Raw genomic sequence first — 24,099 nt, forward strand, 5'->3', positions numbered from 1 at the left:
TCAGGACTTTCCCTTCAGGAAGCCGATGCGCCCGTAGAGCGCGTCGCTCGCCAGCACGAACACGAAGATGATGCCTTGCAGCACCAGCACCGAAGCGTCGGGCAGGCCGAGCCGCCGCTGCAACAGGCCGCCGGAGGCCGAGATGCCGCCGAGCAGGATTGCCACTGGAATGATCGCCAGCGGATTCTGCCGCGCCAGGAACGCGACGAGGATGCCGGTGAAGCCGTAGCCCGCCGCAAGATTGGCATTGGTGCGGCCCTGCACCGCCGCGACCTCGATCATGCCGGCAAGCCCGGCGCAGCTGCCGGCGAGGAAGCAGACGGTCAGGATCAGCTTGCCGACACTGAGGCCCACGATCTTCGCGGCGCGGATGTTGCCGCCGGCGACGCGCGCGGCGAAGCCGAAGGTGGTGTGATAGATCAGGATGTACGCGGCAACGGCGGCGACGAGGCCGAACGCCAGGCCCCAATGCACGTCGGTGCCGGGAATGGTGCCGATCATGTTGGCGGCGCCGATCTCGCGCGTCGACGGCTTGTTGAGGCTCGCCGGATCGCGCATCGGCCCCTCGACCAGATGGTTGAGGACGGCAAGCGCGATATAGACCAGCAGCAGGCTCGAGATCGTCTCGTTGACCCCGCGATATTGCCGCAGGCCGCCCGACAGCGTGATCCAGAGGCCGCCGCCGATCATGCCCGCGATCACCATGGCGATCTGCACGACGATCGGCGCCGCGCCTTGCAGCGCCAGCGCCGCGGCGGTCGCCGACAGCGCGCCGATCAACAGCGCGCCTTCGCCGCCGATGATCACCATGCCGAGCTGCGCCGGCAGCGCCGTGCACAGCGCGGTCAGGATCAGCGGCGCGGCGCGGGTCAGCGTGTTCTGCCAGGAGAAGGCGGTGCCGAACGCGCCGTAATACATGTAGAAATAAAGATCGAGCGGGTTCTTGCCGTAGAGCGCGACAAAGCCGCCGAACACCGCGAGCGCGCCGACCAGCGCCGCGCCCGGGATCAGGATGTATTCGATGCGCGCGCCGTGGCGCTGGAGGAATCCGGGATCGGCGGCCGGAGCGATGCCGGCCGCCTCCACCGATTCCGCCGTCTCGGTCGTCACGCGGTGGCTCCGATTACGCCCTCGACGAGATAGTCCATCTTCTCGAGTTCGGGATCCTGCTGGCCGCGATCGGTGCCGGACGCGATCACCGTCTTGCCCTTGTTGTCGACCAGCGGGCCCTTGAAGATCGTAAACTCGCCGGCCATGAACTTGGCCTTGACGTCGTCGGCATGCTTGCGCGCCTCGGCGGACACCATCTCGCCATAGGGCGACACCTTGACGATCTCTTCCTTGAGGCCGCCGCGATAGAAGTTCGGGATCGCTTCACCCGCGGTGATCATCTTGACGAATTTCGGGTAGAGCGCCTCCCAATTCCACTCGGCGCCGGTGAGATAGGCCTTCGGCGCCAGCGGCGACTGGTTGACGTGATAGCCGCATACGAAAGCGCCGCGGCGCGCGGCGTTCTCGACCATCGTCTTCGGTCCGTCGACATGGCAGGTCAGCACGTCGACGCCCTGGTCGATCAGGCTGTTGGTCGCCTCGGCTTCCTTGACCGGCATCGACCAGTCGCCGGTGAAGATCACCTGCGTGGTCGCCTTTGGGTTGGCGAGCCGCGCGCCGAGCGTGAATGCATTGATGTTGCGCAGCACCTGCGGGATCGGCTTAGCGGCGACGAAGCCGAGCTTGCCGCTCTTGGTCGAATAGCCGGCGACGATGCCGGAGATGTATTGCGCCTCGTCGATATAGCCGAAATAGCTGCCGGCGTTCTTCGGGTCCTTGTCGGACCACAGGCCGCCGCAATGCTCGAAGCGCAGTTTTGGAAACTTGCCCGCCATCTTGAGGACGTGCGGGTTGTAGTAGCCGAACGAGGTCGGGAACATGAGCGTGGCGCCGTCGAGATTGATCATGGACTCGATGGTCTTCTCGACCGCATCGGTCTCCGGCACCTTCTCTTCCTCGATGACCTTGACGCCACGAAGCTTCTTCACCGCCGCCGCACCCTGGGCGTGGGCCTGGTTGTAGCCGTAGTCGTCGCGCGACCCGACATAGATGAAGCCGATCGTGGTTTCGGCTGCCGCCGCGCCACGAATGCCGAGCGTGCTGCCGAGCGCCAGTGCGGCGCTCCCTTGCAATAAATGCCTTCTTGAAATCCTGCCAAAATCCATCGCTCGCTCCCTCCGGCGGGTCCGGCCCGCCTATCCCTGTCGCGACCGCCTGTCGGCGGAGCATGAGGGAAGTGTCGCAAGCTTCATGCCAGAGCATGTTTGGCGGTCATTCCTCCGTAAGCGGTTGAATGTACGTTGGAATGATGATCGGCCCCGGAAAGGTCGGAAGCTGATTGAGATTCATTTGCCTATTTTATAAGCGATCGATCGCTGTTGTATGCAATGCCGTTAAGCAGTCGCTAACCGCTGGACTGCCGGTGCGCGCCCGGTCGGGGCCTGGGCACGACGCGCCAATTGCCGGCTGGTGAATCGGATCGGGCCTGCTACGAGTGAAGCGAGCTCCGCCGGCCGCGTTGGACTGATGGGAAACAGCATGAGCGAGATAAAACCGTCATCGAAATCGTCTTCCCTTGGCGAGGAGATCGTGGCGCGGATCGATCAGCTCGCGTCGATCTCCGAGACGCCGGAGCATCTGGCGCGAATCTTCCTCACCGACGAGCATCGCAAGGCAGCCGATCTCATCCTGTCCTGGATCCGCGAGGCCGGCATGAGCGCGCATCTCGATGCGATCGGCAATGTCTGCGGCCGCTATGAGGGCGAGCGGCCGGGGCAGCCGGCGCTGATGCTCGGCTCGCATTACGACACCGTGCGCGACGCCGGCAGATGGGACGGCCCGCTCGGCGTCATCACCGCGATCGCCTGCGTCGCCGATCTGAACCGGCGCGGCAGGCGATTGCCGTTTGCGATCGAGATCGTGGGCTTTGCTGACGAGGAGGGTGTGCGCTTCGCCTCGACCCTGCTCGGCAGCCGCGCGGTCGCCGGCACCTTCGACGAGAGTGTGCTCAACACGCGCGACCGCGCCGGCACGTCGATGCGCGATGCGCTGATCCAGTTCGGGCTCGATCCCGATCATATCGGCAAGGCGGCGCGCGCCCGCCGCGAACTGCTCGGCTATGTCGAGCTGCACATCGAGCAGGGCCCCGTGCTGGAAGAGAAGGCGCTGCCGGTCGGCGTCGTCACCGCGATTTCGGGCGCGACCCGGCTGGCCGCTAGGCTCACCGGCGTCGCCGGCCATGCCGGCACGGTGCCGATGAAGCTGCGGCGCGATGCGCTGGCGGGCGCTGCCGAATGCATCGTTGCGATCGAACAGTTTTGCAGGTCCGACGAACAAGGCCTCGTCGGCACCGTCGGCTATGTCAACGCGATGCCGGGCGCCACCAATGTGATCCCGGGCAAGGTGTCCTTCACCATGGATATCCGCTCGCAGAACGACATGCATCGCAAGCGCGCCGTCGCCGACATCGTGCGGCAGATCGAGGCGATCGCAAAACGCCGCGACCTCGCCTTGCAGATCGACGTCACTCACGAGAACCGCAGCGTGCCCTGCGCGCCATGGCTGAAGTCCCAGATCGCCGAGGCAGTCGCGGCCGAGGGCTATGCCGCGTTCGAGCTGCCGAGCGGGGCGGGGCATGACGGGATGGCGATGGTCGATGTCGCCGATATCGGCATGATCTTCGTGCGCTGCCGCGGCGGGATCAGCCACAATCCGGCCGAGCATGTCGAGCTCGCCGATGCCGACACCGGCGCGCGGGTGCTGCTGCGCTTCGTCGAGAATTTTCGTCCGCACGGTTTAGTGAATAGCTAAAATTGCGCGCTTCGCAGGCCTTGGCCGAGGAGCGCTTGCTGTCCACGTTGCGTCAGCACGCCGCAGGCACCGGTCCAGGGGCCGCTGCCGGCCCCCTCGTGCCTAATCCGGACAGATCAGACCACCGTTTCCGGCCCAGCTGGCCTATTTGCGAGCCGGGCGTGAAGCGCTAGACTTGGTGCAACGGGGGGTAGTGGACATGAGGTCGTCCGTCGTCCAGGACGTTCAGTTCCCAAAGCAACCGGCGCTGCAGCTGATCTATGACACGGCGCCGATCGGTCTTGCCTACCTCTCACCCGATTGCCGTTACCTTCAGATCAACCAGCGGCTCACCGAGATTTGCGGCATTTCGGTCGAAGGCCACCTCGGGCGCACGGTGCACGATTGCGTGCCCGCACTGGCTTCGGCCGTCGAAGGTATCGTTCAGTCGATCATGGAGACCGGGGAGCCCGTGACCGACGTGGAGGTCTACGGCCAGCGCCCTGGCCACAATGACGAGCGATGCTGGATCACGCATTGGCATCCGCAGCGCGAACCGAACGGGAGCATCGTCGGCGTCAACGTTGCGGCCGAAGAGATCACCGATCGCAAGCGCAGCGAACGCGAGATCCGCGCCGCGCGCGATGCAGCCGAGAAGGCCTTGCACCATCTGCAGGAGACCCAGGCGTCGCTGATCGAGGCGGAAAAGCTCGCGGCGCTCGGCCGGCTGGTGGCCGGCGTCGCGCACGAGATCAACAGTCCGGTCGGCACCAGTCTCACCGTCGCCTCGGTGCTGGAGCAGAAATGCGCCGACTTCGCCGCCGAGGCCGCGCGCGGCAAGCTGAAGCGATCCAGCCTGAGCGATTTCATCGAGGTCGTCGAAAGCGCCTCGTCGCTGCTGGTTGGCAACCTCCAGCGCGCGGCGGATCTGGTGCAATCGTTCAAGCAGGTGGCCGTCGATCGCAGCTATTTCGACCGGAGCCAGTTCGATCTCGGCGCGGCGACCGAGCAGGTTCTCTCGAGCCTGCGTCCGGCCTTGCCGAAGAACAACCTCGCGCTTGAGGTCGATTGCCCGCCCGGTCTTGCCATGAATAGCTATCCCGGCCCTTACGGCCAGGTGCTGACCAACCTGTTCGTCAATTCGGTGGCGCACGCGTTTCCGGACGGCAAGGGCGGCATGATCACGATCCGGCTGCGCGCCTCAGGCGCGGACCAGGTCGAGATCCTGTTCGCCGACAACGGTTGCGGGATGGACGACGACGTGCTGCGGCAGGCCTTCGATCCATTCTTCACCACGCGCCGCGATATCGGCCGCATCGGGCTCGGTCTCCACATCGTTCATAACATCGTCACGAACCGGCTGGGCGGAGAGCTCAATCTCGACAGTGCGCCGGGCATGGGGACACGCATGCGGATCACGCTGCCGCGCGTGGCGCCGCGGCGCGTGACCGATAGTTGATGGCTACAGGGGAGGCCGAGAAGGAAATGCTCCCCGGCTTTCGGGCCGGAAAACGTCCTTCCAAGTAACCGCCGCAAAAGGCATTCCACTACCCTTGCTTCCGCCCCCGTCGTCGCGACATTCTCAGGGTATTCCTGATGGTTACGACGATGAGCCAATCCGCATTCGATCCCTTCGGCGAGCCGGTCCCCGCGGTCGATCCTTCGATCGCCAGCGAGGGCGTGTCGAAATGGCTGAAGACCGCGGGCACCAGCGTGTTCTGGGTGCTGGTGGTCGGCATCGTGCTGGCACGGGCCGTCTATTTCGAGCCCGGCGTGTTCAGCTTCGAGCATGCCGTTGCCTGGGCGCAGGGTCTGTTCGCCGCGCTCTAGCCGCAGGTCCGCGCGGGGCCGTCCTGGCCCTTTGTGCTTCCCGAATGATCCCCTCGAACGCCACCGCCGCCGGCACGTCCAGCCGGCCGGGCGATTTCAGCTGCCAGAGCGTGCGCTCGATATGGATGCCCTTGATCGGGATCACCTTCAGTTTTCCGAGCTTCACTTGATCGTCGATCGTTGCGATCGACACGATGGCGACGCCGACGCCGGCCGCCACCGCCTGCTTGATCGCCTCGGTGCTGCCGATCTCGAGCGTCCGCTGCGGCTCGACGTGGTGGGCGGCCAGCGCCTGCGCGACCACCTCGCGCGTGCCTGAGCCGGGCTCCCGCACGATCAGGATCTCGTCGTTCAGCGACCGGATGTCGATCGGCCCCTGGACCGCCGCGAAGCGATGATCCGGACCTGCGATCAGCGCCATCACGTCGGTACGCCAGGCTTCGCTGATCAAATTCTCGTCCTCGACCGGCCCCTCGACCAGCGCGATCTCGATCTCGTGCCCCAGCATCAGCGTGGCGATATCGCTGGTGTTGGCGCTCACGACGTGCAGATCAATGCCGGGAAAGGCGCGGTGGAACACACCGAGATATTCCGGGATCATGTAGGTCGCGATCGTGGTGCTGGCGCCGATCCGCAGCGAGCCGCTGCCGAGATTGCGCAGCGCCTGCAATTCGTCCTCGGCGGCGCGTTCGGCCGCGAACAGGGTCTCGGCATGCCGCGCCAGCGCCGCGCCCTCCCGGGTCGGCCGCACCCCCTTCGGCGTGCGGTCGAGCAGCCGGCAGCCGACCTGCAGCTCGAAATCCCGCACGCCCTTGGAGATCGCGGGCTGGCTGATGTGCAGGAGGTCGGCGGCACGGGAGAAACTTCCGGTTCTCGCCACGGCCGCGAACAGGCGGAGCAGATGCAGGTTGAGGGACATAACTTCTCTCTATCGGGGCAGTCCGAAAATATATTAGCCAAGAGGTGCGCCTTGGCGCATAAAATCTTCTCCGAAAAGAGGATTTTGTGCCGGAACAAGAACAAGACCAGGGGCAGAAGCAGGGGGCGCTGCGGCGCATATTCCAGCTCATTCCGGGGATTCTGCTCTGCGGGGCGGTCACCGTCATCTCGCTCGGCGTCCAGGCCGCCGAGGAGCGCGTTTTCGACCATCCCTATATCGAGGCCCTCGTCGTCGCGATCCTGCTTGGCATGGCGGTGCGCACCGCCTGGGAGCCGTCGGCGCGCTGGCGCTCGGGCATTGCCTTCAGCGCCAAGCAGCTGCTCGAGGTCGCGGTGATGCTGCTCGGCGCCTCCATCAGCTTTGCCGCGATCGTGGCGTCGGGCGGACTGCTGATCGGCGCCATCGCGGTGACCGTCGTGATCATGCTGGCGGTGAGCTATGGCCTCAGCCGGATGCTCGGGCTCAAGACCAAGCTCGCGATCCTGATCGCCTGCGGCAATTCGATCTGCGGCAACTCGGCGATCGCGGCGGTGGCGCCGGTGATCGAGGCCGATGGCGACGACATCGCCTCGTCGATCTCGTTCACCGCGATTCTCGGCGTGCTGATGGTGCTTGGCCTGCCGCTCTTGATTCCGCTGCTCAAGCTGACGGCGACGCAATACGGCATCCTCGCCGGCCTCACCGTCTATGCCGTGCCGCAGGTGCTGGCGGCGACCGTGCCGGCGGGCATCGTCTCGACCCAGATCGGCACCCTGGTCAAGCTGGTGCGGGTGTTGATGCTGGGTCCGATCGTGATCGGCCTCTCGCTGCTGGTGGCGCGGCGGCGCAAGGCCGGCGCCGCCAGCGACGGCGCCTCAAAGGCCGCCTCGATCAGCCCGTTCAAGCTGGTGCCCTGGTTCATCATCGGCTTCCTGGTGCTGGCCGCCCTGCGCTCGTTCCAGCTCGTGCCTGACATCGCGATCGCGCCGGTGACCAAGGCGGCGGCGATCCTCACCGTCGTCTCGATGGCAGCCCTCGGGCTCGGCGTCGATGTGCGGGTGCTCTCGACGGTCGGCGGCCGGGTGACGGCCGCCGTCACGCTGTCGCTGTTGTTGCTGCTGGCCTTGAGCATCGGTCTCGTGCATTTCTTCAAGTAGAGCATGATCCGGAAAAGTGTGGAGCGGTTTTCCGAAGAGATCATGCTCACATCAAAGGGCCGGCTACTCGGCGGCCTTCGCGGTCTTGCCGAACATCCGTGTCGGCGCCGGGAAGCCGCAGGACGTGCCGTCGGTGATCTTGACCTGATCTTCCCACGGAAGGCGGAAGCGGCCGGACACCATGTCCTGCATGAACGTGTACGGGCAATCCATCGCACCGCCCTTCACCGCGACATAGCCGCGGTGCCAGAGCTGATAGATGTTGTTCTCGACGCCCCAGTTGATCCGTGCCTCGCGCACGAGGTCGGGCCGCACCTCGGCGGTGATGATCTCGTCGGCCCGTCCCGTGGTCCCGTGCGCGATGATGCTGCCGTCGAAATTGACGATCATGCCTTCGCCCATCGAGTCGAACGACCCGTCCGAGCCGCACATGCAGACATTGGCCGTCACCATCAGGTTCTGGAACGCGTTGGCCTGGTTGGTGAAGCGCCAGCTGTCGCGGATCGGCGCAGTGTAGCCTGCGGTGCGGATCATGAGCTCCGCGCCCTTGTAGGCGCATTCGCGGGCCATTTCCGGGAACATGCCGTCATGGCAGATGATCAGCGCGAGCTTCGCGCCCTTCGGTCCGTCGATCACGGGAATGCCGACATCGCCCGGCTCCCACGGCTCGACCGGAATCCAGGGATGGAATTTGCGGTAGTACAGCTTGATATCGCCGTGATCGTCGATGATCAGGCCGGAATTGTAGGGGTTGCCGTGCGGATTGAACTCCATGATGGAGAAGCAGCCCCAGATCTTGTTGTCGATGCAGGCCTGCTTGAAGGCCGCGACTTCAGGCCCGTCGAGCCGGCACATGATCTCCGGATTGGTGTCCATCGAGAGGCCGTGCAACGAGTATTCCGGGAATACGACAAGATCCATGGTGGCGAGATTGCGCCGTGCCTTGCCGACCATCCAGACGATGCGCTCGGTCTGTCGTGCCAGATCGGCCTTGGTCGCAACCACGGCCAGCTGTAGCTGCACCAGCCCGATCACCACACCGTTGGGTGATTTGTTGAGACCGCCAAGTCCATTCATGCTGTCCTCCCGCTTGTTTGAGACGCTTGGGTGCTTCGTTCGATCCTGCCTTAGGCTAGCAACGATCATGCCAGCACCATTGTTGCGCCATGGCATGCGGTTTGCTTAACCAGGCGCGGGTCTTCTCACATTCAAGGCGTGGGTCATGGCGAATTCAAGCGGTACGATCGCGGCGGAGCCGGAGCCGATCACGCTCGACTGGAGCAGGACCGCGCTCGTCATCATCGACATGCAGCGCGATTTCATGGAGCCCGGCGGCTTCGGCGAGACGCTCGGCAATGACGTCAGCCAGCTCGCCCGCGCGGTGAAGCCGATCGCCGCGGTGCTCGCGGCGGTGCGCGACGCCGGGCTGCTCGTGGTCCACACCCGCGAGGGCCATCTGCCCGATCTCTCCGACGCGCCGCCCGCGAAGCTCGAGCGCGGTGCGCCGTCGCTTCGGATCGGCGATCCCGGACCGATGGGACGGATCCTGATCCGCGGCGAGGCCGGCCACGACATCATTTCGGAGCTCTATCCCCTCGACAGCGAGATCGTGATCGACAAGCCCGGCAAGGGCGCATTCTACGCCACCGAGCTCAGTGACATCCTGCAGAAATACGGCATCGAGAATCTCCTGGTCTGCGGCGTCACCACCGAGGTCTGCGTCAACACCACGGTGCGCGAGGCCAATGACCGCGGCTATCGCTGCGTCGTGATCTCAGACGGCTGCGCGTCCTATTTCCCGGAATTCCACGAGATGGGCCTGAAGATGATCAAGGCCCAGGGCGGCATTTTTGGTTGGGTCGCTGATTCAGCCGCGGTGCTGGAGGCGCTCGGGGACTAGCCACCTTTGACCGCACCCGCCGTCAGCCCGGCGACGATCTGCCGCTGCGCCATCACGGTGAGCAGCAGCACCGGCGCGGTCACGATCAATGCGGCGGCGGCGAGCGGGCCCCAGCTCAGCTGATCGAACGAGATCATGTTGTAGACCGCGACCGGCAGCGTGCGGGTCTCGCGCCCCGCCAGCACGATGCCGAACACGAAGTTGTTCCAGGAGAAGATCACCGCGAGGATGAAGGCGACCGCGAGCCCGGGCCTCGCGATCGGCAGCGCGACATGGCGGAACACCTGCCAGCGCGTCGCGCCGTCGATCAGCGCGGCTTCCTCCAACTCCAGCGGCGTGGTCTCGAAATAGCCGATCATGATCCAGATCACGATCGGTACCGTGACCACCAGATGAATGATGATCTGCGGCACCAGCGTGCCGAGCAGGCCGAGCCATTGGAACAGCAGGAACAGCGGGATCAGATACGACAGGCCGGGCGTGATGCGCGCGATCAGGATCACGATCGCCGATTTATGCGCGGCCATCCGCGCGATGCCGTAGCCGGCGGGTACGCCGACCAGCATCGCAAGTCCCGTGGCGCAGCCGGTCACGATCAGGCTGTTGCTGAAATAGGTCAGGAAGCGGTTGGAGGCGAATACGTCGGCATAGTTCTTCCAGGCAATATGCTCCGGGAAGAACACCGGCGGATAGGAGGCGTTGTCGATCTCGAACTTGAGCGACAGGGAGGCCATCCAGAGGAAGAACAGGATCGCCGGCGAGACGATGACGAACACCGACAGCCACAGTCCGATCCGACCGAGGATGTAGCGCGGGTTCATGCCTCGCTCCCGAGCTGTGAGGTCCACAGCAGGCGCTTGCGCAAGTAGAGCAGCAGCGCCGCCAGCGCCACGATCAGGAGGAAGAACACCACCGCGATCGCCGAGCCATAGCCGAGGTCGTAATAGACGAAGGCGACGCTGTAGAGATAGACGTTGATGGTCTCCGAGGCCGAGCCCGGTCCTCCTTGCGTGATCGCGAAGATGATGTCGAAGCTTTTCACCGCGTCGATCATCCGGATCATGCCGGCGATGAACAGGAACGGCATGATCAGGGGCAGCGTGATGAAGCGGAACACCTGCCAGAAATTGGCGCCGTCGATCTGCGCACTCTCGTAAGGCTCGGTCGGGATCGCGGCGAGGCCGCCGAGCACGATCAGCATCACCAGCGGCGTCCATTGCCAGGTCTCGACCAGCACCAGCGAGGGGATCACCGTCGCGGGGTTGAACACCCAGAGCTGCGCCGGCAGCCCGACCAGCGACAGCAGATAGTTGAGCACGCCGAGCTGCGGGTGGAACATCATGGTCCACACCAGCGCGATCGCCACGGGAGTGGCCATCATCGGCATGATGAAGATGCCGCGCAGGAAGCCGCGCGCCGCGAATTTCTGGTGGAACACCACCGCCGCCAGCGTGCCGAAGACCAGTGGCAGCAGCACCGACAGCGCGGTGTAGGATAGCGTGTGCCCGACCGCCTCGACGAAGCGCGGATCGGTCGGCAGCCGCAGATAGTTGGCGAGCCCGACGAAGACGGTCGGCGAACCGACCTTCCATTCCTGCAGGCTCATCCAGATCGTGAACACCCACGGAAAGATGATCACCGCCAGCACCACGACGAGCGCCGGGATCACGAACGGCCAGTAGGACGGCGGACGCCATTCACGTGCCGGCGCGGCGTTATCGGCCGCCGCCGGCGAAGCTTGTGTCACCACACTCACGCTTTTTCGCTACGCTCCAGGATGGGGCGGAATTGCTCGTGCGCTTTTTTCAGCTCGGTGGCGGGGTCGGCGCCCGACAGCGTCGCGGTCAGCGCGGCGCCGACGATGTCGCGGAATTCGGCGACCGGGATGATGACGGGCAGGCCGAGCTTCGAAATCTTGGCGGAGTCAACCACCGACTGCAGCCATTCCTTGGTCTTCACGCCCTTGGCGACTTCGGCATCGTCGACGATGGAGTTGCGGAACGGCACGCCGCCGCCGGCCTGCAGCAGGCGCGCGCCCTGTCCGCGCGAGACCACCCATTGGCAGAGCAGATAGGCGGCTTCCTTGTTCTTGCTCGCCGCGGCGATACCGACGCCGTCGCCATAGGTCGAGGAGAACTTGCCCTTGGGACCGGCGGGCACCAGCGTGTAGCCAACCTTGCCGACGACGCGCGAGGCGGCGGGATCTTCCAGCGGCGGCGCCCAGCCGTCGGCGTCGATCCACATCGCGGACCTGCCCTGCGTGAAGGACGCCATCGACTCCATCCAGTTGAAGCCGGCGACGCCGGGAGGCGCGCATTTCGTCAGCAGCCGCTGATAGAGCTTGGTGGCCTCGATCGCCTCGGGGCCGTCGGTCAGGATGTTGCCCTTGGCATCGAGGAATTCGCCGCCATAGTTCAGATAGAAGTTGGTCCACATCGCCATGTTGGCGTTGCGCAGGCCGCGGCCGACGAAGCCGTAGATGCCTTCCTTCGGATCGGTCAGCTTTTCGGCCGCGATTGCCATCTCCTCGAGCGTCTTCGGGACCTCGACGCCCTTCTTCTGGAACAGCTCCTTGTTGTAGTAGAGGATGAAATAGTCGACCGACCACGGCAGCGACAGCATCTGGCCCTTGTCGTTGCGGGCATATTGCAGCCCGGCCGCCGAGAAATCGCTCTCGACGAGATCCGGCGGCGTCATGCTCGGATCCTTGAGATAGGGCGACATGTCGGCGAGCCAGCCGGCCTTCTCGAACTGCCGCTTCTGCACGTGATAGCTCAGGTGCACAACGTCGAAGCTCGGCTTGCCCGAGGACAGCTCGATCACGCATTTCTGGCGCTGCTGCTGCTCGGGGATCTGCTCCGACTCGACCTTGATGCCGGTCAGCTCGGTAAATTCCTTGATGTATTTTTGCAGATTGTCGCCGCGCGGCCCCTTGGCGAGGATCACCTCGAGCGTGGTGCCGGAATATTTCTTCCAGTTGACGTCGGCGCGGGCCGGAAATCCGGTCAGTCCAACCGCGCCAGCCGCGGCGGTGCCGGCCAGCATCTGCCGGCGCGAGATCAGGTGATGCGACATGTTTCTCTCCCCTGGGACGGTTCTTGTTTGGGAGAGATACTAGCGCCTCAACTTTCTGTGCCTAGTCCCACATGCGCGGCGACGTTGCATAACGCTGCGCCGCGCATGGTATGGCAGCTATGCCTTGACGAAAGCGAGCAGGGTGCCGTTGCCGGAAGCCGGCGGCACGGTGATGCTGTTGCCGCTCTTCACGCCGGCTGAGCCCAGCGCCTTTTCGGTCGCGGCAAGATCGGCCGCGATCACGAGGCCGGCGCCGCCGCGATCGGGCAGGCCGTCGAGCGATACGCCGGGATAGCGCTTGCCGAGCTGGTCCCTGGTCAGGAACACGAAGTCGGCGCGGTCGCCGCCGGACGGCACGGCAACCGCACCGTCGGCATCGTGCCTGACGGCGATATCGATCATCTTGGAGAGATGCGCGGCATCGGTTGCGGGATCGGGCGAGACGATCAGCACCTGCTTGAGGCGTTTTGCCCCATTGGCGTGCGTCATCAATTCGGGAATCCACACCGTTTCGCGGGTCTTGTGCTGGCAGGCGAAGATGCGGACGCCGCCGGGCGCTTCGGCGGTCGGCCACTGGAAGGTGCGGAATTTCGCCGCGGAGATCGTGCCGTTCGGTAAGGTCACCGGGCGTTCGAAATCGGTCGGCCCGATTGGCGCATAGCCGCGCACGCGGATCTCCTCGGCACCTAGCGCGGAATCCACCGCGGTGAATGCGATGCGTTCGATGCCTTCGCCGCGCTTCTCGAGGAAGGCGCGCGCCGGAGCATTGTGTTCGGTCGGCGTCAGCACGCCGAGCAATTCCATGTAGTCGGGGTCGAACATGATGGTGTAATTGCCCGATCCCATATGCGCGCTATGGGTGCCGCGCGGCGACACGGTGAAGCCGAGCCGCTTGTAGTTCTCGGCGGCCTTGTCGAGGTCCTTCACCATGACCACGGCGTGATCGATTCCGATGACGTTCTTGAGTGCCACTTGTTGTCTTCCCGGCTGGAATAGGAGAGTAGAATTAGCTAACCAGAATGACCGGGCGCCCGCAAGAAAGGATCATGATGAACAGCAATGCCGTGCGCTGGCCCAATTCGCTCTGGGCGGCAGTGACGCCCTCCGGCCCTGATTGTCCCGAGCTGACCGGCGCGCAGCAGGCTGATGTCGTGATCATCGGCGGCGGCTTCACGGGTCTATCGACCGCGCTGCATCTGCGCGAGGCCAGTGTCGACGTCGCGATCGTCGAGGCCGCCGAACCGGGCTGGGGCGCCTCCGGGCGCAACAATGGCCAGGTGATCCCGACGCTGTCGCGCCCCGATCCGGATGACATCATCGCGAGGCACGGTGCGGCCGGCGAGCGCTTCGTCGCGATGCTGCGCGACAGTGCCGCTGATCTGTTCGACGTCGTCAGGCGCTACAACATCGCGGCCGAGCAGGAGCAGGCCGGCTGGGTGCAGCCGGTGCATTCGCCGGGCCGCATCAGGATCGCGGAGCGGCGGGTGCAGCAATGGTCGAAATTCGGCGCGCCGGTCGAATTGCTGTCGCGCGATCAGACCAAGGACATGCTCGGCTCGGATGCGTGGTACGGCGGCTTCTGGAACAGGACGGGCGGTCACGTCAATCCGCTGGCGCTGGCGCGGGGCCTTGCGCGGACCGTGGTCGGCCTCGGTGCGCGGATCTATGCGCGTTCGCCTGCACTCAGTTTCGAGCGCCGCGGCGATCGCTGGGTGGTGAAGACCGAGAAGGGTGAAATCTCCGGCCGCTCGCTGGTGGTCGCCACCAATGCCTATAGCGGCGAGTTCGCGAAATCACTGGTGCCCGAAATCGCGACCGAGGTGATGCCGGTGCTGTCCTGGCAGATGGCGACGCAGCCTCTGTCGGACAATGTCCGCAAGACCATCATCCCCGGCCGGCAGGCGATGTCGGATACCCATGGCGAGCTGTATTTCGCGCGCTACGACGCCCGCAATCGCCTCGTCACCGGCGGTGCTGTGCTCGGTCCGGGCGACAAGACCGGGCGGCTGAAGGCACGGGTGACCGAGCGGTTGCAGCGCCTGTGGCCGCAGATCGGCGAGGTCTCCTTCAACTATGTCTGGAACGGCTATGTCGGGATGACCGCGGATTTCCTGCCGCGCATGCATCGGCTGGGTCCCAACGCCTATGGCTGGACCGGCTGCAACGGCCGTGCCGTCGCGCTGACGATCCCGCTCGGCCGCGAATTGGCACGCGCGGTCCAGGGCGTGCCGGAAAGCGAACTGGCGCTGCCATTCTCCGAGCCGGTGCAGTACATGGCGCATGGCTTGCTGCGCAAGCTCGCTCCCTGGATGCTGGTGCTCTACCGGCGCCGCGATGCACAGGAGCTGGTCAAGGGCGATCGTTTCGAGTTGCTGCGATGGGCGGAGTATTTCCTCGCCTCGCGCCGTTCGCGGTGAACGCGGAGCAACGTCGCGCCGCGCATGCGAGATAAAGGGCATGGAGGGGCAAGCCGCCCGAGGTGGGGCTGGTCGGAGAACGTCGCTGGAAGAATGCGGGCCCAAGCAGGTTCGGCCGGGTGCCGCGATCACGAGGATTCCGCCGTTGGCGGATAGCGTTGTGGAAACCCCGACGCGACGCAGGCGTTATTGCCAGATAGCAACCCTGGGAGGTGGGCATGGCGAGGAAGCGCATTGGTATTCTCACGGGAGGCGGTGACGTCCCCGGCCTTAACGCGGTGATCAAGAGCGTGACCTATCGCGGCAGCGAGGACGACATCGAGGTTGTCGGTCTCCGCCGAGGCTGGGAGGCCCTCACGCACCTGAACCTCGACGACCCGTCGAGTAAGTCCCATTACATCATCCCGCTGAACCGCGAAAACACGCGCGTGATCGACCGGCGCGGCGGCACCGTGCTGCACTCGAGCCGCACCAATCCCTCCAAAATGAAGAAGTTGCCCGATCATCTCGCGGGCCGCGACTTTCCGGCTTCCCAGAGCACCAAGGGCGGCATCGCAACCACGACGTGGGACCTCACCAACGAGGTGCTCGCGAACCTCGCGGGGCTCGGTATCGAACATCTGATCGCCATCGGCGGCGACGATACGCTCAGCTACGCGGACAAGCTCAACAGGCGAGGCGTCAAGATCATTGCCATCCCGAAGACGATGGACAACGACGTTCGCAACACCGAATACTGCATCGGCTTCTCGACCGCGATCACCCGTGCCAGCGATGCCATCCAGCGCCAGCGCACCACCGTCGGCTCGCACGAACGAATCGGCATTTTCCGCGTCTTTGGTCGCGATGCCGGCTTTACGGCACTCTATACCGCATACGCAACCTCGATCCGATGCGCCATACCGGAGTTCAAGGTCAATCTCGACAAGCTGATCCAGCTTCTCCTCGATGACAAGCACGGCAACCCAAGCAACTACGCGCTGATCGTGCTCAGCGAGGGCGCCGAGTGGGAGGGCTACAAGGTGCAGGAATTCGGCGAGCCTGACGCCTACGGTCACCGCAGGAAGACGAGCGTGGCCGAAGCGTTCGCGGACGAGATCAAGCGGCGCACCGGCGAGGAGACCATCGTCTCTGACCTCACCTACGACCTGCGGTCAGGCGATCCGGACTTCATCGACAAGCTTGTGGCGCTGACGTTCGGCAACATGGCTTACGATGCGATCCTGGAAGGCAAAACCGGCCTCATGTCGGCGCTGGTCGAGGGCCGCTACGACCTCGTGCCGATCCCTGACGCCAAGCTCGGGCCACGCAAATTGGACGTCGCAAGCGCGTACAACACCGAGCGGTACCGCCCTCTCTATTCCAACAAGCGGGGCCTGCCGATCTTTCTCAACCGCGCTTCATAGGGTTGGTGGTAACCCCATCGAGCATGACGAGCTATTCCAGATGCGTCGATAGCCCGTATCGACACGCGGTGACGGAGGGGGCATAGTTCCGCAAGGAATTTGCTCAGGGAACCTGTCGCACCACACGACGTTCTTTTCGCAAATGAGCGCGCCGTCGCCCCCGGCGCAGCGAGCGCCGAGGCGAAGGCGCTGCGCTGCGGTCGGAGGGATGCTCATGAAACTCACCATTTCGGTCATCAAGGCTGACATTGGCTCCGTTGGGGGCCACACAAAACCATCTGCGCGCATGATGGCGGCTGTCGAAGGGGAGGTCGCGAAAGCGATCGACAACGGTCTCCTGATCGACGGTTTCGTGCGCCATACCGGCGACGATATTGCGATCATCATGACGCACACGCGGGGCGAAGGGAGCTCCGAAGTCCACCAATTCGCCTGGAAGACGTTTCTCGCGGCCACTGCGGTTGCGAAGACCTCCGGGCTCTACGGCGCCGGCCAGGATCTTCTTGTCGACGCCCCTTCCGGAAACGTTCGCGGCGCGGGCCCGGCCGTCGCCGAACTCAGCTTCGACCACAGCCTCTCGGGCGCGAGACCCGCGGAGTCCTTCATGGTGTTCGCCGCAGACAAATGCGGCCCCGGCGCTTACAACCTGCCGCTCTATCTGGCTTTTGCCGATCCCATGTATTGCGCCGGGCTGATGCTGCCCCCGATGATCAAGGGCTTCCGTTTCCATATCATCGACATGGACAACACGGCCGGCGACAGCGTGATCGAACTCGATGCGCCCGCGGACGGCTACCACATTGCGGCGCTGCTTCGCGACAACGAGCGCTTCGGCATTGATCGCATCGTCTCGAAAACCTATGGCGAGGTCGCCGTCGCCGTTTCGGCGCAGCGCCTTCACTCCATCGCAGGCAAGTACACCGGCAAGGATGATCCGGTCGCGGTCGTCAGGAACCAGGGCATTTTCGCGGCGCCCGAAGAAATCATCTCGCCCTTTGCCAAGGCGCACTTCGTGGGCGGCGATGCGCGCGGCTCGCATGTGATGCCGCTCATGCCGGTGCCGCTCAACACCCCGGTGACGGGGATGTACTGCCTGCCGATCGTTTCCTGCGTCGGCTTCTCGATCGACCGGGACGGGAAGTTCTCGGAGTCCTATACCGATTTCTTTGACAACCTCGCGTGGGACGAGGTCCGCCAGCGCGCGCAGCGCAAGGCGATCGAGATGCGCAGCCAGGGCTGGTCCGGTGCTGCGATGCTGCCCTATTCAGAGCTGGAATATGGCGGCTTCCGCGACACGGTATCCGGATTGCTGAAGCGCTTCCGGCTGCGCGAGGAGCCCAAGCCGCAAGCGGCGGAGTAGGGCCGCGCGTGCCCGGCTATTCGGTTGCGGTGCCGTGCTCGCGCGCGAACGCGCCGCCGGGGATCGCCGACAGCAGCGCCTGCGTATAGGAATGCTGCGGCCTGCCGAACACCTCGGCGGTCAGGCCTTGCTCGACCACGGCGCCATCCTTCATCACGGCGACGAGATCGCAGATCTGGGCGGCGACCCGCAGATCGTGGGTGATGAAGATGATGGAGAGGCCAAGCTGCTGGCGCAACCCGGCGAGCAGTTTCAAGACCTGCGCCTGCACCGAGACGTCGAGCGCCGAGACCGGCTCGTCCGCCACCAGCACATCCGGCTTCAACGCCAATGCCCGGGCGAGCCCGATGCGCTGGCGCTGGCCGCCGGAGAATTCGTGCGGGTAGCGATCGCCGGCGGACGGATCGAGCCCGACCAGCCCGAACAGCTTTCGCGCTTCCGCAATCGCGGTGGCGCGATCGGTGCCGTGCACGATCGGTCCCTGCGCCACCAGCTCGGCCGCCTTGCGGCGCGGATTGAGCGAGGCGAACGGATCCTGGAACACCGTCTGGATGTGGCGGGTCTCGCGCCTGATATCGTCGCGGCCGAGCTTTGCCCAGTCCTTGCCGTCGAGCACGATCGACCCGGTGTCGGGATCGATCAGCCGCACGATGCAGCGCGCGAGCGTCGATTTGCCCGAACCGGATTCGCCGACGATGCCGAGCGTCGCGCCGCGCGGGAGATGCAGCGACACGTTCTTGACGGCTTCCGTGATCCGCGCGCCGCGGCCAAGGAAGCCGCCGGTGCGGTAGGTCTTGGAGACGCCGTCGATGGTCAGGATATCCTTGCCGGAAAGGATGCGCGGCGGCGGTGCCTTCAGCGGCGGCACGGCCGCAATCAGCTGCTTGGTGTAGGCGTGCTGCGGATCGTTCAGCACCTTGTCGGCCGCGCCTTGCTCGACGATCGAGCCGTGCTGCATCACCACGACGCGGTCGGCGATCTCGGCGACGACGCCGAAATCATGGGTGATGAACAGCACCGCCGTCCTCTTGCGCTGCTGCAAATCGCGGATCAGCTTCAGGATCTGCGCCTGCGTTGTGACATCGAGCGCGGTGGTCGGCTCGTCGGCGATCAGGAGCTTGGGGTCGAGCGCCAGCGCCATCGCGATCATCGCCCGCTGGCGCTGGCCGCCCGACAGCTCGTGCGGGTAGGCTTTTGCGGCAGCCCTGGGGTCGGGGATGCGGACGTCCTCGAGCAGCGCCAGCACGCGCGCATTGATCTCGGCCTTCGAGAGAGCGGTGTGGATCGCAAACATCTCACCGATCTGGTCACCGATGGTGCGCAGCGGGTTGAGCGCGGTCATCGGTTCCTGGAAGATCATCGCAATCCCGGCGCCGCGCACATCGCGCATTTCGGCGCTATCGGCGGCGCAGAGGTCGCGGCCGTCGAACATCATCCGGCCCCGTTCGATCGTCACCTCGTTCGGCAGCAGCCGCATGATGGCGTTCGCCATCATCGACTTGCCGGAGCCGGACTCGCCGACCACGCAGAGGATCTCGTTGGAGGCAATTGAAAGCGAAACGTCGGACAGCGCATGCGGCCGGTCGGCGCCCTTGGGCAGGCGCACCGTCAGGGCGTCGAGGGAAAGGACCGTCTCGCTCATCGGCTCTTCAGCCTCGGATTGAGCGCATCGTTGAGGCCCTGGCCGACCAGCGACACCGCGAGCACGGTGACGAGGATCGCAATGCCGGGGATCGCCGAGACGTACCACTGCACCCGGAGCACGTCGCGGCCGAGCCCGATCAGATTGCCCCAGGAGGCGACGTTGGGATCGGACAGCCTCAGGAAGGCGAGCGCGCTTTCCAGCAGGATCGCGACCGCCATTACCACGCTGGCATAGACGATCACGGGCGGCAGCGCGTTGGGCAGGATTTCGCCGAGAATGAGCTGGACGTCCTTCATGCCGAGCGTCTTGCCGGCCTGGACGAATTCGCGGTTGCGCAGCGACAGGAACTCGGCGCGGGTCAGCCGTGCCGGCGCCGGCCACGACACCACGCCGACTGCAATGGTCACCGTGGTCAGGGTCGATCCGAACACCGCGACCAGCACCAGCAGCAGCACGAAGTTCGGCAGCGTCTGGAACGCCTCGGTGATACGCATCAAGACATTGTCGACCCAGCCGCCGTAATAGCCGGCGAAGGCGCCGACCAGGATGCCGATCAGGATCGCGATCACGGTGGCGACGCCGCCGATCAGCAGCGAGATCCGCGCGCCGTAGAATATCTGGGCGGCGATGTCGCGGCCGGAATTGTCGGTCCCAAGCAGGAAGCGCGGGTTGGAGAACGGCCAGATCAGCGGCCGGCCGGCAAGGGCGAGCGGATCGCGCGGATAGAGGACACCCGCGCTGATTGCCATCGCGATGACAAGCAGCAGCAGGATCAGGCCGATCACCGCGGCCGGGCTGCGGAAGTAGCGCTTCACGGCATCCATCGTCAGCCCTCCGCCGCGATGCGCGGATCGAGCCGCGCGTAGAGCAGGTCGACGACGAAGTTTACGGATATGACGAGTAGTGCGGACACGAAGACGATGCCGAGCAGGGTGTTGAGGTCGCGCTGCACCACGGATTCATAGGCAAGGCGACCGAGGCCGGGCAGGGAGAACACGCTCTCCACCACGACCGAGCCGCCGAGCATGGTGCCGGCCTGCAATCCGATCAGCGTCACCATTGGCAGCAGCGCGTTGCGCAGCACATGGCGGGTGATGACATGGGTCTCGTCCAGCCCCTTGGCGCGGGCGGTGCGGACGAAATCGAGGTTCAGCACCTCCAGCATCGAGGCGCGCATGATGCGCAAATAGATTGCGAGGAAGATCAGCCCGAGCGTCAGCGTCGGCAGCACCAGATGGGCCGCGATATCCAGCACGCGCCAGATCCCGGTCTGCACCGTGCCGATGTCCTCGAAGCCGCCCGGCGGCAGCCACTGCAGGTAGACCGAGAACACCACGATCGCCATCAGCCCGAACCAGAACGAGGGCGTGGCGTAGAAGATCAGGCCGAGGGTCGAGATCATCGTGTCCGGCCAGCGGTTGACGCCGCGCGCGGCGATCACGCCGAACACGAGGCCAAAGAAGAACGCGAATGACAGCGACGCCGTCATCAACAGGATGGTCGGCGGCAGCCGTTCCAGGATCACGGTCGCCACCGGCTTGCCGTAGATCGAGGAGAAGCCGAGGTCGAGCCGGACCAGGTGCCACAGATAGTTCCCGAGCTGCGCCGGAACGGAGAGGTTCAGCCCGTAGAATTTGCGCAGCGCCTCGGCGGTCGCGGCGTCGCCGCCGCCCATCTGCGCCATCAGCGCATCGACGGTGTCGCCCGGCGCGAGCTGCAGCAGCAGGAACACGCCGATCAGGATCAGGAACAGGGTCGGGATCGAGGCGGCGAGCCGCCGCCCCGCAAGGCTCAGGATACGCATGCCTTATCTATAGCGTTTTCGAAGGAAGTGGCCACCGGTCGCCGTCATTGACTTGAACCAGCGTCGGCCGCTCGGTCAGTTCGCCCCGCTTGCGGGGTCGAGACGAGCGAAGCTCGCTCTTAGAGGTCGGATCGCATCGTCAGATGCGATCCGGGTGAGGGGGTACCGGACCATCCACCCGCATCACTTGCGGAGACAGCCCCTCACCCCAGCCCTCTCCCCGCGAGAGCGGGGAGAGGGAGAAGTTGGGCGTACGCCGTTGCCGGAAGCAGCCTCATGCGCTCAGCCAAAGATCGTGCCAGCTCGTCGAGCCCCAGCGCGGGGTATTGGAGTGGTTGCGCGCCTTGGCCGTGATCACGGTGACGAAGATCTGCTCGATCGGCATCCAGACCGGCAGCTCGGTGTTCACCTCCTTGACGAAATCGGCGTAGAGCGCCTTGCGCTTGACCGGATCGACTTCGGTCGCGGCATCGTCGATGGTCTTGTCGACGGTCTTGTCCTCCCAGCCCCATTGGTTGGTCCACGGCGCGCCCTTGGGCTGGCCGGAGCGGTACCATACCGTGGTCGAGACCGCGGGGTCGTTGCGGTACTGGTGCCAGCCGGTCGCGAGATCGAAGGCGTGCTCGTCATAGACCTGCTTGAGGAAGCCGCCGCCGTCGTTGCGCACGATGTCGACCTGGATGCCGACTTCTCCCAGCGACTGCTGGATGAAGGTCGACCACAGCGAGATGTCCTCGCCCCACGGCGCCGGCAAGAGCCTCAGCGAGAAGCGGTTGCCGCTACTGGCCTTGAAGCCGGCCTCGTCGAGCAGCGCGATCGCCTTGGCCTTGTCATAGGGGTATTGCGGCGTGTTCGGCCCGGGATAGAAGTCGGTCGAGGTCGACGGGATCGGGCCGGTGCCGAGCTTGGCGAAATCGCCCAGAAAATTGTCGATGAAGAACGGCACGTTGATCGCGTGCGCGATGGCACGGCGGACCCGGATGTCGGCCAGCTCCTTGCGGCGGAAGTTGAACTCGATCGTGTTGGTGCGGGCGTTGCCCTCATTGCCCTTGGTCTGGACGATGAAGCGCTTGTCCTTGCCGAGCCGCGCCATGTCCGAGATCGTGAGGCCCGAGAACGGGCTGTAGTGCAGTTCGCCGGCCTCCATCTGGGCGGCTGCGGCGGCGCGGTCGGTGATCACCTTCCAGACGATGCGGTCGAGATAGGGCGCGTTCGGCCGCCAATAGTCCGGGTTGCGGTCGGCGATGATGTATTGCCCGCGCTCGTATTTGACGAATTTGAACGGGCCGGTGCCGACCGGCGCCAGATTGGTCGGGTTCTGCCTGATGTCGCCGTTCTCATAGAGATGCTTGGCGGAGACGTAGCCGAGGTCGGGCAGGGCCCGGAGCAGCAGGTTTAGCGGCATCGGCCGCTCGTAGCGGAAGATCGCGGTCTGCGGATCGGGCGTATCGACCGATGTGAGGAACAGCTGCAGCGTCGATCCGTAGTTGAGGATCTTCTTCCACATGTTCATCGCGGTGAAGGCGACGTCATCAGAGGTGAACGGCTTGCCGTCGTGCCAGGTAACGCCCTTGCGCAGCTTGAAGGTGACGGTCTTGCCGTCCGGGGTCGCCTCCCAGCTCTCGGCGAGCACGCCGACCGGCTGGCCGTTGGCGTCGAGGTCGACCAGATTCTCCTGGATCTTGCCGCCGATGATGTAGACGCCGGTCGAGGCCTGGATGCTGGGGTTGAGCTGGCGCTGCTCGGCGCCGTAATGGACGTTGAACACGCCGCCCTTGCGCGGGGTTTCCTGCGCGAATGCCCGCATCGGATTGATGACGTTGGCCGCAATCGCGGCCGAGGTCAGAAGGGCCGTGCGGCGGTTGATCTCGAGGCGGCTCAAATCCATACGCGGGTCTCCGGTACTTACATAAAGGCTTGCATTGGGCGGCCAGCCGATCGGTCGTGGCCGTCATTCGGCGATGTTAGCTTGGAATGGGAACCCAAGTCATTTTCTAATGCCTCGGCCTTTTGGAGGATCGTTTCCGAAACCTGAAGTGGCGCACTGGGGCGCTTCGCAACCGCGATTGCGCGCAACTTTGTCGCGCGGCGGCGGCTCAAGACGCGCGCAGTGATTCTCTCAAGGGGACGTTTCGGGAGCGCCGAAGCCGCGCAAACCCTGTAATTTTAGGGGTCGGAAGCGCCTTGACTTGAAAAAACACTGGAAAAATCCCTGATTCGGGGGCTGTCCACAGCGATATTCGTGTGGTGAATGCAGAAAACACTGTTTTTCTCGGCGTTTTCCGCCATATCGTGCCCACTCCAGAATCAATGGAGCAACCATGGCTACCCAACTGTCGAAGTCGCAAGTGATCGAGAAGATCGCGACCACCACCGAACTCTCCAAGCGCGACGTCAAGAACGTTTTGGACTCGCTCGTCGATGTCGGCCACAAGGAGCTGAAGAAGGCCGGGGTGTTCCTCGTCCCCGGCTTCGCGAAGTTCGTTGTGGTCAAGAAGCCTGCGACCAAGGCGCGCAAGGGCACCAACCCCTTCACCGGCGAAGAGATGATGTTCAAGGCCAAGCCGGCCCGGAAGATCGTCCGCGCACGGCCGGTCAAGGCCGCCAAGGACGCGGTTTAAGACGAAAAGGCCTCCGGTGACGGGGGCCTTTTGCTTTTGAGCCGTCGCTTCCTGCCGTTGGTTGCCCGCTTGAGCGTTTTCGAGCGCAGCGGACACCGGTTCGCGTGAAGAAAACGCGCCAAAGC

21 protein-coding genes are annotated in these 24,099 nt (G+C 64.7%); 9 read left to right on the forward strand and 12 right to left on the reverse strand.

From position 1 onward, the window contains the following. Both ACVWY5_RS08835 and ACVWY5_RS08840 read right to left on the reverse strand, forming a co-directional pair. Positions 1–1,110 carry an ABC transporter permease subunit gene (locus ACVWY5_RS08835; RefSeq protein ID WP_028334437.1) on the reverse strand — a complete coding sequence of 370 codons (1,110 nt, stop codon included), beginning with the start codon at positions 1,108–1,110 and terminating at the stop codon, positions 1–3. Then, complete coding sequence (locus ACVWY5_RS08840) at positions 1,107–2,216, reverse strand: BMP family ABC transporter substrate-binding protein (protein WP_028334436.1); 1,110 nt, start codon at positions 2,214–2,216, stop codon at positions 1,107–1,109. The genes ACVWY5_RS08835 and ACVWY5_RS08840 overlap by 4 nt, the downstream gene beginning before the upstream one ends. Before the next feature lie 373 nt (positions 2,217–2,589). On the opposite strand from ACVWY5_RS08840, the gene ACVWY5_RS08845 reads away from it, so the two are divergent. The 3 genes from ACVWY5_RS08845 to ACVWY5_RS08855 all read left to right on the forward strand — a co-directional run bounded on the left by ACVWY5_RS08845 (position 2,590) and on the right by ACVWY5_RS08855 (position 5,670). Further along, entirely contained in the window at positions 2,590–3,861 is a 1,272-nt protein-coding gene (locus tag ACVWY5_RS08845) for an allantoate amidohydrolase (protein ID WP_028334435.1), read from the forward strand. A gap of 199 nt (positions 3,862–4,060) precedes the next feature. Beyond that, positions 4,061–5,299 carry an ATP-binding protein gene (locus ACVWY5_RS08850; RefSeq protein WP_028334434.1) on the forward strand — a complete coding sequence of 413 codons (1,239 nt, stop codon included), beginning with the start codon at positions 4,061–4,063 and terminating at the stop codon, positions 5,297–5,299. A 149-nt stretch (positions 5,300–5,448) separates the two neighbouring features. Continuing rightward, on the forward strand, positions 5,449–5,670 hold the full coding sequence (locus tag ACVWY5_RS08855) for a hypothetical protein (protein ID WP_038377517.1): 222 nt from the start codon (positions 5,449–5,451) through the stop codon (positions 5,668–5,670). On the opposite strand, the gene ACVWY5_RS08860 is transcribed toward ACVWY5_RS08855, so the two are convergent. Continuing rightward, positions 5,618–6,589: a LysR family transcriptional regulator gene (locus tag ACVWY5_RS08860; protein ID WP_028334433.1), complete on the reverse strand. Its 972-nt coding sequence runs from the start codon at positions 6,587–6,589 to the stop codon at positions 5,618–5,620. The two genes, ACVWY5_RS08855 and ACVWY5_RS08860, sit on opposite strands and share 53 nt — an antisense overlap. An 86-nt stretch (positions 6,590–6,675) precedes the next feature. On the opposite strand from ACVWY5_RS08860, the gene ACVWY5_RS08865 reads away from it, so the two are divergent. After that, on the forward strand, positions 6,676–7,746 hold the full coding sequence (locus ACVWY5_RS08865) for a YeiH family protein (RefSeq protein ID WP_028334432.1): 1,071 nt from the start codon (positions 6,676–6,678) through the stop codon (positions 7,744–7,746). A gap of 63 nt (positions 7,747–7,809) precedes the next feature. Here ACVWY5_RS08865 and ACVWY5_RS08870 read toward each other — a convergent pair whose 3' ends face one another. Further along, positions 7,810–8,823: a formamidase gene (locus ACVWY5_RS08870; protein ID WP_028334431.1), complete on the reverse strand. Its 1,014-nt coding sequence runs from the start codon at positions 8,821–8,823 to the stop codon at positions 7,810–7,812. Positions 8,824–8,968: 145 nt separating this feature from the next. On the opposite strand from ACVWY5_RS08870, the gene ACVWY5_RS08875 reads away from it, so the two are divergent. Then, positions 8,969–9,646 carry a cysteine hydrolase family protein gene (locus ACVWY5_RS08875; protein ID WP_028334430.1) on the forward strand — a complete coding sequence of 226 codons (678 nt, stop codon included), beginning with the start codon at positions 8,969–8,971 and terminating at the stop codon, positions 9,644–9,646. Here ACVWY5_RS08875 and ACVWY5_RS08880 read toward each other — a convergent pair. From ACVWY5_RS08880 to ACVWY5_RS08895, 4 genes are all read right to left on the reverse strand, one after another. Next, positions 9,643–10,467 carry a carbohydrate ABC transporter permease gene (locus ACVWY5_RS08880; RefSeq protein WP_028334429.1) on the reverse strand — a complete coding sequence of 275 codons (825 nt, stop codon included), beginning with the start codon at positions 10,465–10,467 and terminating at the stop codon, positions 9,643–9,645. The genes ACVWY5_RS08875 and ACVWY5_RS08880 overlap by 4 nt on opposite strands. Then, positions 10,464–11,402 carry a carbohydrate ABC transporter permease gene (locus ACVWY5_RS08885; protein WP_028334428.1) on the reverse strand — a complete coding sequence of 313 codons (939 nt, stop codon included), beginning with the start codon at positions 11,400–11,402 and terminating at the stop codon, positions 10,464–10,466. The genes ACVWY5_RS08880 and ACVWY5_RS08885 overlap by 4 nt, the downstream gene beginning before the upstream one ends. Next, entirely contained in the window at positions 11,399–12,721 is a 1,323-nt protein-coding gene (locus tag ACVWY5_RS08890) for an ABC transporter substrate-binding protein (protein ID WP_028334427.1), read from the reverse strand. The genes ACVWY5_RS08885 and ACVWY5_RS08890 overlap by 4 nt, the downstream gene beginning before the upstream one ends. Before the next feature lie 117 nt (positions 12,722–12,838). Beyond that, entirely contained in the window at positions 12,839–13,693 is an 855-nt protein-coding gene (locus ACVWY5_RS08895) for a VOC family protein (protein ID WP_028334426.1), read from the reverse strand. 77 nt (positions 13,694–13,770) lie between these two features. Here ACVWY5_RS08895 and ACVWY5_RS08900 point away from each other — a divergent pair, with 77 nt between their 5' ends. The 3 genes from ACVWY5_RS08900 (at position 13,771) to ACVWY5_RS08910 (ending at position 17,904) form a co-directional block, all read left to right on the forward strand. Further along, a complete protein-coding gene (locus tag ACVWY5_RS08900) occupies positions 13,771–15,138 on the forward strand; it encodes an NAD(P)/FAD-dependent oxidoreductase (protein ID WP_028334425.1) in 1,368 nt (455 codons plus the stop codon). A gap of 218 nt (positions 15,139–15,356) precedes the next feature. Beyond that, positions 15,357–16,544 (forward strand): 6-phosphofructokinase, encoded by a 1,188-nt coding sequence (locus tag ACVWY5_RS08905; protein WP_028334424.1) that lies wholly within the window; start codon positions 15,357–15,359, stop codon positions 16,542–16,544. A gap of 142 nt (positions 16,545–16,686) precedes the next feature. Then, positions 16,687–17,904 carry a fructose-1,6-bisphosphatase gene (locus ACVWY5_RS08910; RefSeq protein WP_283063110.1) on the forward strand — a complete coding sequence of 406 codons (1,218 nt, stop codon included), beginning with the start codon at positions 16,687–16,689 and terminating at the stop codon, positions 17,902–17,904. A 16-nt stretch (positions 17,905–17,920) separates the two neighbouring features. Here ACVWY5_RS08910 and ACVWY5_RS08915 read toward each other — a convergent pair whose 3' ends face one another. The 4 genes from ACVWY5_RS08915 to ACVWY5_RS08930 form a co-directional block, all read right to left on the reverse strand. After that, complete coding sequence (locus tag ACVWY5_RS08915; protein ID WP_028334423.1) at positions 17,921–19,546, reverse strand: ABC transporter ATP-binding protein; 1,626 nt, start codon at positions 19,544–19,546, stop codon at positions 17,921–17,923. Next, the gene (locus ACVWY5_RS08920; RefSeq protein WP_028334422.1) at positions 19,543–20,373 is read right to left on the reverse strand and encodes an ABC transporter permease; all 831 of its coding nucleotides are present in this window, start codon (positions 20,371–20,373) and stop codon (positions 19,543–19,545) included. Before ACVWY5_RS08920 ends, ACVWY5_RS08915 begins: the two co-directional genes overlap by 4 nt. Before the next feature lie 2 nt (positions 20,374–20,375). After that, on the reverse strand, positions 20,376–21,353 hold the full coding sequence (locus ACVWY5_RS08925) for an ABC transporter permease (RefSeq protein ID WP_028334421.1): 978 nt from the start codon (positions 21,351–21,353) through the stop codon (positions 20,376–20,378). Between the two features lie 274 nt (positions 21,354–21,627). After that, a complete protein-coding gene (locus ACVWY5_RS08930; protein WP_028334420.1) occupies positions 21,628–23,241 on the reverse strand; it encodes an ABC transporter substrate-binding protein in 1,614 nt (537 codons plus the stop codon). Between the two features lie 433 nt (positions 23,242–23,674). Here ACVWY5_RS08930 and ACVWY5_RS08935 point away from each other — a divergent pair, with 433 nt between their 5' ends. Beyond that, a complete protein-coding gene (locus tag ACVWY5_RS08935) occupies positions 23,675–23,974 on the forward strand; it encodes an HU family DNA-binding protein (RefSeq protein WP_021077434.1) in 300 nt (99 codons plus the stop codon). Positions 23,975–24,099 lie beyond the last annotated feature (125 nt).

The organism is Bradyrhizobium sp. USDA 3256 (genome assembly GCF_054058275.1).

Coding starts and splice junctions, on each gene's coding strand:
- ACVWY5_RS08855 (WP_038377517.1), top strand. CDS start 5,449: ATGAGCCAATCCGCATTCGATCCCTTCGGCGAGCCGGTCCCCGCGGTC.
- ACVWY5_RS08915 (WP_028334423.1), bottom strand. CDS start 19,546: ATGAGCGAGACGGTCCTTTCCCTCGACGCCCTGACGGTGCGCCTGCCC.
- ACVWY5_RS08920 (WP_028334422.1), bottom strand. CDS start 20,373: ATGGATGCCGTGAAGCGCTACTTCCGCAGCCCGGCCGCGGTGATCGGC.
- ACVWY5_RS08910 (WP_283063110.1), top strand. CDS start 16,687: ATGAGCGCGCCGTCGCCCCCGGCGCAGCGAGCGCCGAGGCGAAGGCGC.
- ACVWY5_RS08875 (WP_028334430.1), top strand. CDS start 8,969: ATGGCGAATTCAAGCGGTACGATCGCGGCGGAGCCGGAGCCGATCACG.
- ACVWY5_RS08905 (WP_028334424.1), top strand. CDS start 15,357: ATGGCGAGGAAGCGCATTGGTATTCTCACGGGAGGCGGTGACGTCCCC.
- ACVWY5_RS08870 (WP_028334431.1), bottom strand. CDS start 8,823: ATGAATGGACTTGGCGGTCTCAACAAATCACCCAACGGTGTGGTGATC.
- ACVWY5_RS08930 (WP_028334420.1), bottom strand. CDS start 23,241: ATGGATTTGAGCCGCCTCGAGATCAACCGCCGCACGGCCCTTCTGACC.
- ACVWY5_RS08840 (WP_028334436.1), bottom strand. CDS start 2,216: ATGGATTTTGGCAGGATTTCAAGAAGGCATTTATTGCAAGGGAGCGCC.
- ACVWY5_RS08850 (WP_028334434.1), top strand. CDS start 4,061: ATGAGGTCGTCCGTCGTCCAGGACGTTCAGTTCCCAAAGCAACCGGCG.
- ACVWY5_RS08900 (WP_028334425.1), top strand. CDS start 13,771: ATGAACAGCAATGCCGTGCGCTGGCCCAATTCGCTCTGGGCGGCAGTG.
- ACVWY5_RS08935 (WP_021077434.1), top strand. CDS start 23,675: ATGGCTACCCAACTGTCGAAGTCGCAAGTGATCGAGAAGATCGCGACC.
- ACVWY5_RS08925 (WP_028334421.1), bottom strand. CDS start 21,353: ATGCGTATCCTGAGCCTTGCGGGGCGGCGGCTCGCCGCCTCGATCCCG.
- ACVWY5_RS08845 (WP_028334435.1), top strand. CDS start 2,590: ATGAGCGAGATAAAACCGTCATCGAAATCGTCTTCCCTTGGCGAGGAG.
- ACVWY5_RS08880 (WP_028334429.1), bottom strand. CDS start 10,467: ATGAACCCGCGCTACATCCTCGGTCGGATCGGACTGTGGCTGTCGGTG.
- ACVWY5_RS08890 (WP_028334427.1), bottom strand. CDS start 12,721: ATGTCGCATCACCTGATCTCGCGCCGGCAGATGCTGGCCGGCACCGCC.
- ACVWY5_RS08860 (WP_028334433.1), bottom strand. CDS start 6,589: ATGTCCCTCAACCTGCATCTGCTCCGCCTGTTCGCGGCCGTGGCGAGA.